The sequence below is a fragment of the Qipengyuania flava genome (assembly GCF_019448255.1).
Classification (GTDB): domain Bacteria; phylum Pseudomonadota; class Alphaproteobacteria; order Sphingomonadales; family Sphingomonadaceae; genus Qipengyuania; species Qipengyuania flava_A.
On the sequence record NZ_CP080410.1, the window covers coordinates 165,108 to 177,810 of the forward strand.

Annotated in this window: 16 protein-coding genes; 11 read left to right on the plus strand and 5 right to left on the minus strand. The window is 64.0% G+C overall.

Annotated elements, in window-relative coordinates; genetic code table 11:
• Positions 1–3 precede the first annotated feature (3 nt).
• Positions 4–1,593 (plus strand): FMN-binding glutamate synthase family protein, encoded by a 1,590-nt coding sequence (locus tag KUV82_RS00860; protein ID WP_375541222.1) that lies wholly within the window; start codon positions 4–6, stop codon positions 1,591–1,593.
• Positions 1,590–1,991, plus strand: coding sequence for a nuclear transport factor 2 family protein (locus KUV82_RS00865; RefSeq protein ID WP_219955029.1), 402 nt, complete (start codon positions 1,590–1,592; stop codon positions 1,989–1,991). The genes KUV82_RS00860 and KUV82_RS00865 overlap by 4 nt, the downstream gene beginning before the upstream one ends.
• Here the strand turns inward: KUV82_RS00865 and KUV82_RS00870 are convergent.
• From KUV82_RS00870 to hemE, 4 genes are all read right to left on the minus strand, one after another.
• A complete protein-coding gene (locus tag KUV82_RS00870) occupies positions 1,986–2,510 on the minus strand; it encodes an AAA family ATPase (RefSeq protein ID WP_219955030.1) in 525 nt (174 codons plus the stop codon). The genes KUV82_RS00865 and KUV82_RS00870 overlap by 6 nt on opposite strands.
• A 1-nt stretch (position 2,511) precedes the next feature.
• Positions 2,512–3,777, minus strand: coding sequence for a transcription termination factor Rho (rho, locus tag KUV82_RS00875; RefSeq protein ID WP_219955031.1), 1,266 nt, complete (start codon positions 3,775–3,777; stop codon positions 2,512–2,514).
• 281 nt (positions 3,778–4,058) lie between these two features.
• Complete coding sequence (locus KUV82_RS00880; RefSeq protein WP_219955032.1) at positions 4,059–4,502, minus strand: CopD family protein; 444 nt, start codon at positions 4,500–4,502, stop codon at positions 4,059–4,061.
• 33 nt (positions 4,503–4,535) lie between these two features.
• The gene (hemE, locus tag KUV82_RS00885; protein WP_219955033.1) at positions 4,536–5,561 is read right to left on the minus strand and encodes a uroporphyrinogen decarboxylase; all 1,026 of its coding nucleotides are present in this window, start codon (positions 5,559–5,561) and stop codon (positions 4,536–4,538) included.
• A 377-nt stretch (positions 5,562–5,938) separates the two neighbouring features.
• Between hemE and KUV82_RS00890 the strand changes: the two genes are divergently transcribed.
• From KUV82_RS00890 to KUV82_RS00930, 9 genes are all read left to right on the plus strand, one after another.
• Positions 5,939–6,724, plus strand: coding sequence for a pyruvate, water dikinase regulatory protein (locus KUV82_RS00890; RefSeq protein WP_258319906.1), 786 nt, complete (start codon positions 5,939–5,941; stop codon positions 6,722–6,724).
• Complete coding sequence (locus tag KUV82_RS00895; RefSeq protein ID WP_219955035.1) at positions 6,721–7,326, plus strand: Maf family protein; 606 nt, start codon at positions 6,721–6,723, stop codon at positions 7,324–7,326. The genes KUV82_RS00890 and KUV82_RS00895 overlap by 4 nt, the downstream gene beginning before the upstream one ends.
• Positions 7,323–8,174 carry a shikimate dehydrogenase gene (gene aroE, locus KUV82_RS00900; protein ID WP_219955036.1) on the plus strand — a complete coding sequence of 284 codons (852 nt, stop codon included), beginning with the start codon at positions 7,323–7,325 and terminating at the stop codon, positions 8,172–8,174. Before KUV82_RS00895 ends, aroE begins: the two co-directional genes overlap by 4 nt.
• Positions 8,171–8,776: a dephospho-CoA kinase gene (gene coaE, locus KUV82_RS00905; protein ID WP_219955037.1), complete on the plus strand. Its 606-nt coding sequence runs from the start codon at positions 8,171–8,173 to the stop codon at positions 8,774–8,776. The genes aroE and coaE overlap by 4 nt, the downstream gene beginning before the upstream one ends.
• A 50-nt stretch (positions 8,777–8,826) precedes the next feature.
• Positions 8,827–9,525, plus strand: coding sequence for a DNA polymerase III subunit epsilon (gene dnaQ / locus KUV82_RS00910; RefSeq protein ID WP_219955038.1), 699 nt, complete (start codon positions 8,827–8,829; stop codon positions 9,523–9,525).
• A 66-nt stretch (positions 9,526–9,591) separates the two neighbouring features.
• The gene (gene hpf, locus KUV82_RS00915; RefSeq protein ID WP_219955039.1) at positions 9,592–10,161 is read left to right on the plus strand and encodes a ribosome hibernation-promoting factor, HPF/YfiA family; all 570 of its coding nucleotides are present in this window, start codon (positions 9,592–9,594) and stop codon (positions 10,159–10,161) included.
• Positions 10,162–10,177: 16 nt separating this feature from the next.
• Complete coding sequence (locus KUV82_RS00920) at positions 10,178–10,642, plus strand: PaaI family thioesterase (RefSeq protein ID WP_219955040.1); 465 nt, start codon at positions 10,178–10,180, stop codon at positions 10,640–10,642.
• A 7-nt stretch (positions 10,643–10,649) separates the two neighbouring features.
• Entirely contained in the window at positions 10,650–10,985 is a 336-nt protein-coding gene (locus tag KUV82_RS00925) for a DUF1491 family protein (RefSeq protein ID WP_219955041.1), read from the plus strand.
• A gap of 199 nt (positions 10,986–11,184) precedes the next feature.
• Positions 11,185–11,844 carry a cell wall hydrolase gene (locus KUV82_RS00930; protein ID WP_219955042.1) on the plus strand — a complete coding sequence of 220 codons (660 nt, stop codon included), beginning with the start codon at positions 11,185–11,187 and terminating at the stop codon, positions 11,842–11,844.
• 63 nt (positions 11,845–11,907) lie between these two features.
• Here the strand turns inward: KUV82_RS00930 and xth are convergent, their stop codons facing one another.
• Positions 11,908–12,696: an exodeoxyribonuclease III gene (gene xth, locus KUV82_RS00935; RefSeq protein ID WP_219955043.1), complete on the minus strand. Its 789-nt coding sequence runs from the start codon at positions 12,694–12,696 to the stop codon at positions 11,908–11,910.
• Positions 12,697–12,703: the final 7 nt, after the last annotated feature.

Consider the following 12,703-nt stretch of genomic DNA (forward strand, 5'->3'; position numbering starts at 1 on the left):
CGCGTGGAGCAACTGCCCTTTCGCTACATCGTTCCCGCAGCGCTGGCGGCGCTTGTTGCGTTTGCCGCACTGTGGGAACCGGCCCAGTGGTTGCTCTGGGGACTCGTGCCGTTGCTGCTGCTGGCCTTGTGGGACTTCTTCCAGACCAAGCACACGCTGCGGCGCAATTACCCCCTCCTAGCCCGCATCCGCTGGCTGATGGAGGACCTGCGTCCGTTCGCGCAGGCCTACATCGTCGAGGACGACCTCGACGGTCGCCCCTTCAGCCACCAGGCGCGCGCGCTGGTCTACGCTCGGGCGAAGGGCGATCTCGATTCCCACCCGATGGGTACCGAGCTCGACGTCTATTCCGACGAGTACGAATGGCTCAGCCATTCGGTCGCTCCGAAAGCCGATGCTCCTGACCATTGGCGGCTGACCATCGGTGAGGGCACCTGCTCCAAGCCCTACTCCTCCGCCCTGCTGAACATCTCGGCGATGAGCTTCGGTTCGCTTTCGGCGCGCGCCATCGAGGCGCTCAACGCCGGCGCAAAACTCGGGGGTTTTGCGCACAACACGGGTGAGGGATCGATCAGCCGCTATCACAGGGCCCCTGGTGGAGACCTCATTTGGGAACTCGGTAGCGGGTATTTTGGCGCGCGGGCGCCGGACGGCAATTTCGATCCCGAACAGTTCCGCGACAACGCCAGCGCCGATCAGGTCAAGATGGTCGAGATCAAGCTCAGCCAGGGCGCGAAACCCGGCCACGGCGGGGTTCTGCCGGGCGCGAAGGTGACCAAGGAAATCGCCGAAGCGCGCGGAGTCCCTGTTGGCGAAACGGTCACCTCACCCCCGGCTCACCCCGCCTTCTCGACACCCATCGAGATGCTCGAATGGATCACACAACTGCGCGAGCTTTCCGGCGGCAAGCCCGTTGGCATCAAGCTGTGCGTCGGCCAGCCGCACGAACTCTTCTCCATCGGCAAGGCCATGCTGGAAACCGGCCTGCACCCCGACTTCATCACGGTCGACGGCGCGGAAGGCGGCACAGGGGCCGCACCGCTCGAACTGTCTAACTCTGTCGGCATGCCACTGCGTGAAGGGCAGATCATGGTCCGCAACATGCTGGTCGGCACGGGCTTGAAGGACAAGGTGATGATTGCCGCTTCGGGCAAGATCCATTCGGGCGCGCAGATGGCCAAGGCCTTCGCCCTGGGCGCCGACTGGTGCAACGCCGCGCGTCCCTTCATGTTCTCGCTCGGCTGCGTCCAGTCGATGAACTGCCACAAGGGCACCTGCCCTACCGGTATCGCTACCCAGGATGCCTGGCGGCAGAGCGGGCTCGTGGTGGAGGACAAGGCCCCGCGCGTCGCGAGATTCCAACGCCAGACGCTGCACTCCCTGCGCGAAATCGTCGTCGCCATGGGCCTCTCGAGCCCGTGGGAAATCGCTCCGCAGGACATGCGCGAGCGCTTGAATGGCGCGCGCTCGGATGCCATCGATCGCATCTACACCTTCCTCGAGCCGGGCCAGTTGCTCGAGGGAGCGGATGACACACCTTACGCCCGGCACTGGCATGCAGCGCGGGCAGACACGTTCCGGAGGGCAGGATGAGTGCAGAGATCGGGCTAAAGCGCTGGCACGAGGTTATCGAGAACGGCAGCACGCCTGAAGAGCTGGCGGGCATCATCCACGAGGACGCGGTGTTCCATTCGCCGGTCGTTCATACCCCGCAGGAAGGGCGCGCGATCGTCGTCGCCTACCTCTCGGCGGCGGGCAACACGCTCGGTAACGACAGCTTCCAGTACCTGCGCGAACTGGTCGATGGCGAGAACGCCATGCTCGAATTCCAGACCGAAATGGACGGCATTCACGTGAACGGCATCGACCTCATCCGCTTCGACGAGGACGGTATGATCACCGATTTCAAGGTCATGGTCCGTCCGCTCAAGGCCGTGAATAAGGTCTGGGAACAGATGGGCGCTATGCTGGAGAAGATGAAGGGGTCATAAGTACCCCAGAATGAAGGCAGCCCGCTCCTGCGGACTTGCGAACGGCAGATCCACCACTTGGTATCCAGCAGCCTTCCAGGCGCTCGTAACCGCCGCATCGCTGGCCACCGCTTCCTCCCAGGTTTGGGTTCGTTCGCAATCCTGGTGGTAGATTGCGCGCCAAGCGGGTGCGCGGAACACGGGATCATCATAGCGAAGATCCAGGACCGCAGCGGTGATGCGGTGCCTCAGGTCTGACGCACGAACCGGCATGGAGGCGAGATCGCCGAACCCGCGGTCGAAGAACGCCAAGCCCTCCTCTGCTGCCCCGATCGCGAACCTGTCCAGTTCACGCCCGAGTATCGCCTCGGCAAATCCGTCGGGATCGTGGGCGCGCAGCGCCTGTCCGCCTTCCTGACGCAAAACGGCCCGGGCCGCTTCCGGGATAGTCCGGAAGCCGCGCCGGGCCAGTTCTCCGAGAACCGTGGTCTTGCCCGCCCCCGGTCCTCCTGTGAGCACGATACGGCGGGCCGATACCACTCTACTGGTTCATGTTGGCGAAGAAGTCTTCGTTGGTCTTGGAATCCTTCATCTTGTCGAGGAGGAATTCCATCGCGTCGACCGTGCCCATCTGCATGAGGATACGGCGCAGGACCCACATCTTCGACAGCTTGTCCTTCTCGACCAGCAGCTCTTCCTTGCGGGTGCCGGACTTGCCGACATCGAGTGCCGGGAAGATACGCTTGTCGGCGACCTTGCGGTCGAGGACGATTTCGCTGTTACCCGTGCCCTTGAACTCTTCGAAGATAACTTCATCCATCCGGCTGCCGGTATCGATCAGCGCGGTGGCGATGATCGAAAGCGAGCCGCCTTCCTCGATGTTGCGCGCAGCACCAAAGAAACGCTTGGGACGCTGGAGCGCGTTCGCATCGACACCACCGGTGAGCACCTTGCCCGAGCTCGGCACCACGGTGTTGTAGGCGCGGCCGAGACGCGTGATCGAGTCGAGCAGGATCACGACATCGTGCTTGTGCTCGACGAGGCGCTTGGCTTTCTCGATCACCATTTCGGCAACCTGCACGTGACGGTTGGCCGGCTCGTCGAAGGTCGAGGAGATCACCTCGCCCTTCACGCTGCGCTGCATGTCGGTGACTTCTTCCGGACGCTCGTCAACGAGCAGGACCAGGAGGAAGACTTCGGGGTGGTTGTCGGTGATCGCCTTGGCAATGTTCTGCAGCAGAACCGTCTTACCGGTACGCGGCGGGGCGACGATCAGCGCGCGCTGGCCCTTGCCCTGCGGCGAGATGATGTCGATCACGCGGGCCGACTTGTCCTTCACCGTCGGATCGAGCGTGTCGAGCGACAGCTTTTCTTCCGGATAGAGCGGCGTCAGGTTGTCGAAATTGGTGCGCATGCGCACGGCTTCGGGATCGTCGAAATTGACCTTCGCGAGGCTGGTCAGCGCGAAATAGCGTTCGCCTTCCTTGGGCGCGCGGATTTCGCCTTCCACAGTGTCGCCGGTTCGCAGGCCCCATTTGCGGACCTGGTTGGGCGAGACGTAGATATCGTCGGGACCGGCGAGGTAATTCGCTTCCGGGCTGCGCAGGAAGCCGAAACCGTCCTGCAGCACCTCGATGGTGCCGATGCCCATGATCTTGTCGTCGTATTCCTCGTCCTCGGCCAGTTCGCGCAGGATGCAGAACATCAGGTCCTGCCGGCGCATGGTCGAGGCACCCTCGACGCCCAGCTCTTCGGCCATCGCGACCAGATCTGCCGGGGTTTTTGCTTTCAAATCCTTGAGATGCATAGTGTTTTACTCGGTATTCGATTGTGGATGGCCGGCGGGTCGAAAGGGCTTGGGGAAAGCGGACCCGGCCTCGTTCCATGCGAGGCCTGTAGCCGGTTGGTGCGATGCAATTACGCCCCGCGTGTCGGAGCGTCAATTCACAAAGCGTGCGTGTCGTTTTTTGTCTCGCCTCAGGCGCCGCAGGGCGCATCCGCGCCCTTTGGCTATCCTCGCTCATACGGACTTCGTCCGCATCGCTGCGGGCGGCCGGTCGGCCTTGCCTCGCCTGCCGGCTCGGATCGTCAGAAAGGTTTGACGATCACGAGGACGACGATCAGCGCCAGCGCGATGCCGGGGAATTCACCCCAGATCCTGAGCTGCTTCTCGCTCATGGGGCGTTCGCCCGCGATCATCTTCTTGGCGCGGGCGACCATGATGCCGTGATAAGCGGTCAGCAGGATCACGATCAGGAGCTTGGCGTGAAACCAGCCCTGCGTCCACGCACCAATCGCCATGGCCAGCGCGAGGCCGAACACCCAGACGACGATCAGGCTGGGCGTCAGGATAACCTTGCGCAGGAGGCCCATGCGCTTCGCCCAGATTGCCGATTCCTCGGATTCGGGCGCAGCCGGGTGCAGGTAGATCATCTGGCGCGGCAGCATGAACAGCCCCGCCATCCAGAACACCATGAAGATGATGTGGCCGGCCTTGAGCCAGAGATAGGTCATCGCAAGCGCTTCCTGCATCGCATCGTTAGATAGGGTGCCTCGGCCCCCGCGTCACCCCTCGAAACCGCGGACCGTCGCAATGAGCCTCTCGACATGCGCAATCGGCGTGCGCCGGTCGATGCCGTGGCCAAGATTGAAGACATGCGGCCTGTCGGCAAAGGCGCGCAGGATGAACCGCGCTCGCTCTTCCAGGCGCTCGCTGCCAGAAAGCAGCAGCAGCGGGTCGAAATTGCCCTGCACCGGCATGCCCTTGGGCAATTCGCGGTGCGCCCATTCGGGATCGAGCGTTTCGTCCACCCCGACCGCCTGCACGCCCGTTTCTCGCGCATAGGCCGGCAGCTTCTCGCCAGAGCCCTTCGGAAAGCCGATGACCGGCGTATCGGGATGCTTTTCGCGCAGGGCAGCAACGATCTTCGCGTTGGGGGCAATCACCAGGCGCTCGAATTCGTCGGGCGCAAGACTGCCCGCCCAGCTGTCGAACAGTTGCACGGCTTCCGCGCCTGCTTCGATCTGGCCCGAGAGATAGGTCACCGTCTCGCTGACTATCCTCTCGAGGATCGCATCAAGCTTTGCCGGGTCGCGGTAGGCCATGGCGCGGGCCTCATGCTGGTCGCGGCTCCCCTCGCCCGCCACCATATAGGTCGCCACCGTCCAGGGACTGCCGGCAAAGCCCAGCATCGTCACGCCTTCGGGAAGGCGCTGGCGGCACAGGCGGACGGTCTCGTAGATCGGATCGTAGCGCGAGGGATCGGGCTTCAGCCCCTCAAGCGCTGCCTCGACCAGCGGCGGCGAGAGCTTGGGCCCCTCGCCCGCCAGGAATTCGAGGTGCTGTCCGATTGCGTGCGGCACGATCAGGATATCGGAAAACAGGATCGCTCCGTTGAAGGCAAAACGATCGATCGGCTGCAGGGTGATCTCACAGGCCGCCTCGCTGTCGTATGCCATGGCGAGGAACCCGCCCTTCTCCGCCCGCAGCGCACGGTATTCAGGCAGGTAGCGACCAGCCTGGCGCATGAGCCAGAGCGGCACGCGGGTACCGCGCTTGCCGTTCAACGTATCGAGGAGGAGACCGGGCATCGGAGAGTCCAATCCAATAAATAATGATATTTAGATAAGAGTTGATGGAGTCTGTTGGCCCTGTGGATTTCAGGGATAACCGGCCCCTGCCCGATTTCTCCCGCGCTGCAAAGGGCGGATGGGCAAATGCGACTCGCCACTGCGCGTGAGTCGAGTCAAACTTATCCTCACTGTCCCCAACACCCGGCATAACTTCCATTTGGTGTGCGGGAATCGCCCCGTGGAGGACTCGTATCGGGGAGGGTTTTTCCTCCCGAACTTGTCGCCAGCTTTCTCCCGTGGTTTATGCCACCTGTTCTCCACAGGCTGCAGAGCGTCCCATTTCCAACCGCGTCCACCTCCATCTCCTGTCCGATTCAACCGGCGAAACGCTCGAAATGCTCGCCAAGGCGGCGCTTGCGCAGTTCGAGGACGCGGATGTCGTGCGCCATTTCTGGCCGATGGTGCGCAGCCGGCAGCACCTTGAACGGATCCTGCCCGAACTCAAAGCCAATCCGGGCCTTGTTCTGTTCACACTGGTGAATCCCGAAACCCGCGCCCGGTTGGAAGAGTCCTGCGCGCAGCAAGGCCTGCCCGCGGTGCCGATCCTCGACCGGGTAACCGAAGCGCTGGAGAAGGCGCTGGGGCAGGAAGCCCATGGCCGCCCCGGCCGCCAGCACGCGATGGACGAAGCCTATTTCAACCGCGTCGAGGCGATCCAGTTCACCATCGCGCATGACGATGGTGTCGGCTGGGAGGATTGGGAGGAAGCGGACATCCTGCTGGCCGGCGTTTCGCGCAGCTCCAAAACGCCGACCAGCATCTACCTCGCCAATCGCGGGTACAAGGTCGCCAACATCCCGCTCGTGGTGGAAAGCCCGCCGCCACCCAAGCTCTACGAGCTGAAGCACCCGATGGTCGTCGGGCTGACGACCGCGCCCGAACGGCTGGTGCAAATCCGTCGCAACCGGCTGTTGACGCTCAACGAGGAGCGCGAGACCGACTATGTCGACAACGAGCGGGTGAAGGACGAGGTGAAGTTTGCGCGCCGCATGTTCGCCGACAATGGCTGGGCGGTGATCGACGTGACCCGCCGCTCGATCGAGGAAACTGCCGCTGCGGTCATTCGCCTCTACAACGAGCGCGAGGCGCGCGGGACATCGCAAGGGGCCAAACCGATATGACGGGTCTTGCCGGAAGCGGGATCGTGCTCGCCTCGAACAGCGGCTCGCGCAAGGCGATGCTGGAAGCGGCCGGGGTGGCCTTCACCGCGCAAGCCGCGGAGGTCGACGAGCGCGCGCTTGAGGCCGAGATGGATGGGGCCGAGCCGGCCGAAATCGCCCAGGCGCTCGCCGCCGCCAAGGCCGCAGCGGTTTCCGCCGAGCAGCCCGGCGCGCTGGTTCTCGGCTCGGATTCGCTGGTCGAAGTCGATGGGCGCCGGTTCGACAAGCCCACCAGCCGCGACAACGCCGCTGCACACCTGCGGTTCTTCTCAGGCAAGGTGATGACGCTGCACAGCGCAGCAGCGCTTGCGCGCGGCGGCCAGATCGTCTGGGTCGATTCCGACTTTGCCCGCCTGCGAGTCCGCGAGCTGAGCGATGCGTTTATCGAGAGCTATCTCGACGCCGAATGGCCGGCGGTCAGCTATTGTGTCGGTGTCTTCCGCATCGAAGGTCCCGGCGTGCAGCTGTTCGAGGCGATCATGGGTGACCAGTTCACCGTGCTCGGCATGCCGCTTCTGCCTGTCCTGGACGCGCTGCGCGGGGAAGGCGCCCTTCCCTCGTGACCATCCATGCCGAAGTGATTGGCGATCCCATCGCCCAGTCCAAGTCGCCCGCCATCCACGGCTTCTGGATCGAAAAACTGGGCCTTGAGGCTGACTATCGCGCCGAACATGTGACCCCCGACGCGCTCGAAGACTATCTGGCGTCGCGGCGAGAGGATCCGGATTGGCGCGGCTGCAACGTGACCATGCCGCACAAGCAGGCGATCATGCCCCTGCTCGACTGGCTGGAGCCGCTGGCGAAACAGGTCGGCGCGGTCAACACTGTGGTGAAGGCCAGTGACGGCAAGCTTGTGGGCCGCAACACCGATGTCGCGGGCTTTCTCGAACCGTTGGCAGAGCGCCTGCGCAACCAGCACTATTTCCGTATGGCACGCGTGCTCGGCACCGGCGGCGCCGCGCGGGCCATCGTGGCTGGCCTTGCGAAGGAAGGGTTCACGCTGGTCCTCGCCGGCCGCAATCTCGACAAGGCGCGCGATCTTCTTACCGAGCTGGCCGAAGGCGAACACCACGCGGCCCCTCTCTCGCACTTTGCCGAGGAAACCGACTTCGCCTTCGATGACCGCGAAGGGTGCTGCGACCTCGTCGTCAACGCCAGCCCCCTCGGCATGCGCGGCCAGCCGCCGCTCGCCTTCGACTGGAGCCATGCCCCGCCCGGCTCGATCGCCTATGACATCGTCACCGATCCGCTGGACACACCCTTCCTGCAGAACGCGCGGAATGCTGGCTTCGAAACCATCGACGGCCTCGCCATGCTGATCGGACAGGCAGCGGCGGCCTTCACCCATTTCTTCGGCGTCGAACCCCCGCGCGAACACGACGCGGAACTGCGCGAAAGGCTTAGCCCATGACTCGCCCCCTCATCGTCGGCCTCACCGGCTCCATCGGCATGGGCAAATCGACCGTCGCCGCCATGTTCGAAGACGCTGGCGTCCCCGTGTTCGATGCCGACGCCGAGGTGCGCGCCATGCAGGGGCCGGGAGGAGAGCTCGTCCCGGCCATCGAGGAAGCTTTTCCTGGCAGCACCGACGAAAACGGTGTCTCGCGCGATGCGCTGGGCGCGCTGGTCTTCGGCAATCCGCAAGAGCTCGCCCGGCTTGAGGCGATCGTGCATCCGGCGGTCGCCACCAAGCGCCAGGCTTTCCTTATCGAACACGCCAGCGCCCCGGTCGTCGTCTTCGACATCCCGCTGCTGTTCGAAAAAGGCGGAGCCGAAGCGGTCGACACGGTCGTCGTCGTTTCTGCCCCGGCCGAAACGCAGCGCGCGCGTGTGCTTGCCCGGCCCGGCATGACGGAGGACAAGTTCGCCCATATCCTTGGTCTCCAGACACCCGATGCAGAGAAGCGGGAGCGGGCCGACCATGTGATCGACACCGGAACAACGCTTGCGCAAACCGAGGTGGCCGTCGCCGAGCTTATCGAAAAGTTGCGGGCCGCTAGCGCTGCGCGATAGGCGTTGTAACCCCCTTGTAATCTTCGCGCGCGGGGCCGATAGAAGACTCGATGCGCGAAATCGTGTTCGATACCGAAACCACCGGCCTAGACCCCAAGACAGGGGACCGGATGGTCGAAATCGGTTGCATCGAGATGGTCAATCTCGTGCCCACGGGCGAGAGTTACCACGCCTATTTCAACCCGCAGCGTGACATGCCCGCCGGCGCCGAAGCGGTGCATGGCCTTTCGGCTGCCTTCCTTGCTGACAAACCGCTGTTCGGCGACCTTGCCGACGAACTGCTAGACTTTATCGGCGATTCCCCGTTGGTCGCGCACAACGCCGGCTTCGACTTCGGCTTCCTCAACGCCGAACTGGTCATGATCGAACGCGAGCCGGTGTGCATGAGCCGGATGGTCGACACGGTGGCCATTGCCCGCAAGCGGCACCCGGGCGCGAAGCTGTCGCTCGACGCGCTGTGCTCGCGCTACGGGATCGACCGGAGCCACCGTGTGAAGCACGGCGCCCTGCTCGACGCCGAGCTGCTTGCGCAGGTCTATGTCGAGCTGAAAGGCGGGCGCCAGATTGGCCTCGAACTGGCTGCGGAGGTTGCCGCCGCGCAGGCCGCCACCGCTTCGCCCGAAGTCGCGGCGGTGCGCCAGGCGCCCGATCGCCCGCGCCGCGAGCCGCGCCCGCACACCGCCAGCGAAGCGGAGATCGCGCGGCACAAGGAGTTCATGGCCGGGATCGACGACCCGCTCTGGGGGTAGGGACCGGCCAGCGGAGCGGTCCCGCCCCGGGACCGTGTGGGGGATGGTAAAGGAGAGAACGGCACTATGGATATTCGTGTTTCCGGCCACCAGATTGACACCGGCGCCGCGCTCCAGGAGCATGTCGATGACCGCCTGAACGCCATCGTCGACAAGTATTTCAACCGCGCGATTTCCTCGCACGTCACCTTCGGCAAGGGGCCCGGCGGCTCCTACACCTCCGATATCGTCACGCATGTGATGCAGGGGCTGATCCTGAAGGGCCACGCCGAGGCGCACGATGTGCATCAGGCCTTCGACGCCGCTGCGACCAAGATCGAAAAGCAGCTGCGCCGTTACAAGCGCCGGATCCAGGACCGGCACGAACAGGCCGCCCATGCGGTTCGAGAGGCGGAGGCCGCCTACACGATCTTCTCCGCGCCCGAACCGGACAATGACGAGGAAATCACCGAGGACAGCCCGCCGGTGATCGCCGAAACCAAGGCGATCATTCCCGAATGCAGCGTGGCGGATGCAGTGATGCTGCTCGACCTGCAGAACACGAACGGCCTGCTGTTCAAGAACGCTGGTAGCGGCCAGCACAATATGGTCTACCGCCGCCACGATGGCTCGATCGGCTGGGTCGAGCCGCGCTAGGAGGAGACTGCAAGCGATGAGCGGGGCCGCATCCAGCGGGGCGGAGCGTCATTTTCGCGCGCTCGAGAGCCTCTACGCATCCGCGCCGGTCAACGCGCTGTTTGCCTCGCAGCTCGAAATCACGGGCGAGGGAACCTCGCGCATTACCTTCGATGTGACCGAGGATGTCTACCACGCGGCGGGCGCGGCGCACGGGACGATCTATTTCAAGATGCTGGACGATGCGGGATTCTACGCGGCCAACACCTTCGTGACCGATCGCTTCCTGCTGACGACCTCGTTCAACCTCCACTTCACCAAGCCGATCCGGCTAGGCCGAGTTGTTGCCGAAGGGCGCTGGGTGAGCGGCCGTAAACGCGTGTTCGTGGCCGAATCGCGACTGGTCGACGAGGAAGGAGACGAGGTTGGCCGTGGGACGGGCACCTTCATGCGCTCGCACATCCCGCTGTCCAGCCTGCCCGGCTATCTCACCGACAGCTGAGCGCAAAATGGACGCCCGGCTGCCCGCCCATGTCGAAATATCCGGCCTTATTCGCGCGGTAGAGACTGCGGGCGGCTTCGCCATGGTCCTGCAGAAGGGAGAACGCGATGCGGGCGTCATCCTGGTTATAACCACGAGTAGTGGCAAAAATACCCGCCTTTGGGAGCGCATGCCCCAGCTCGATGGGTCGCGGCGCTTCGTGGTTACCCGAGAGCAAGACCCTGAAAACGTGCGCGAATTCGATGATTATGTTGGTCGAAGAAAGGCCTCTGACCCCGATTGCTGGGTGGTCGAGCTGGATATCGACGGTGCAGAACGCTTCGTCGAAACTTCGGGAACATAGGTTGACTTGATTTCAAATGTGACTATTTGGCCGCCAACTTCGATGCGCAGGCGGCGTAGGACGGCAATGGGGTCGGCACGCTAGCACGCAGACGGGGGGTGGCCGGCAGGCCCGCAACGGATCCGACCCAAGGACGCAAGCAACGCGCCATGGATCCCAGCCTGCGACAGACCGCCAACCGCTTAGTTGTCATCACATAATGATCCGCAAGTTTACTGGTTTCACCGCGGTTGCCGCGGCGATTGCCCTTACCACGATTGCCGGCGCAGAAAGCTCCGGTGCCAACGCCCAGGTTGCGGCGCAAGCAACCGAAACCCCTGCCCCCGACGCGCAGCTCACCCAGGAAGTGGTGCCTGTCTTCGTCGAAAACGAAGTGGTGCAGGCGCTTCCCGAAGAAGCGGAAGCCGAAACCGAAATTTCCGACAGCGACGCGCCCAAGGCCCAGAGCCTGCGCGAACTGGTCAATTCCATGCCCGCAGCCGGCCAGCTCTCGGACGAGCTGCACTGCCTCGCGGGTGCCGTCTACTTCGAATCGCGCGGCGAACCGCTCGACGGCCAGCTCGCTGTCGCCGAAGTGGTCATCAATCGTTCGGAAGACCGCCGCTGGCCGGGCAGCTACTGCGGCGTTGTTTACCAGCGCGCCCAGTTCTCCTTCGTGAAGAACGGCCGCATGCCGCGCATCAAGACCGGTTCGGCTGCCTGGAAGCGTGCGCAGGCGATTGCCCGCATTGCACACCGAGGCCTGTGGGACAGCGCGGCGAGCGAGGCCGTTTACTTCCACGCCAATTACGTGCGCCCGAGCTGGAGCCGTCGCAAGACCGCCGTGGCGACCATCGACACGCACGTTTTCTACCGCTGAGGTAGGAAAGACCGAATTCCAAAGGGCCGTCCCGCAAGGGGCGGCCCTTTTCGCATGCGGGCCCTAAGCGTCCCGCAGTTCGACCCAGACCGGCGTGTGATCGCTGGCCTTCTCGCGCCCGCGATACTCCTTGTCGACGCCCGCCGCGGTCATTCGGTCCGCCAGCTCGGGCGACAGCAGCAGGTGGTCGATGCGAAAACCATGGTCACGCTGCCAGGCGCCGGCCTGGTAGTCCCAATAGGTCCACACGCCGCCACGCGGGTTCAGCGTGTGCAAGGCGTCGGTCCAACCATCGGCGAGGTAGCGGGCATAAGCATCGCGCGATTCGGGCTGCATCAGAGCGTCCGAGGCCATGGCGTGCACCGACCAGACGTCCTTGTCTTCCGGGATCACGTTGAAATCCCCCAGCACCACGGCCGGGACTTCCTCGGCCCAGATCGCGCGCATGCGTTCGCGCAGCTTTTCCATCCAGGCGAGCTTGTAATCGAACTTCGGCCCGGGGTGTGGGTTGCCATTGGGCAGGTAGAGGTTGCAGATCCGCACGCCGTTGACCTCGGCTTCAAGGTAGCGCGCCTGTTCACCCTCGCCCTCCTTCGGCCCATCGACACCCAGCCCGCGCTGGATTTCCTTCGGCTCCACACCGTCTGCGAGGATGGCAACGCCGTTGAAGCTTTTCTGGCCGTGCCAGATGGCCTTGTAGCCGATCGCTTCGAACTCATCGGCCGGGAAGCCTTCGTCCATCGTCTTGATTTCCTGCAGGCATGCGACGGTGGGCCGGGTTTCCTCGAGCCATTCCTTCAGGCGCGGGAGACGCGCCTTGATTCCGTTGATGTTATAGGTGGCGATACGCATGGGGCAC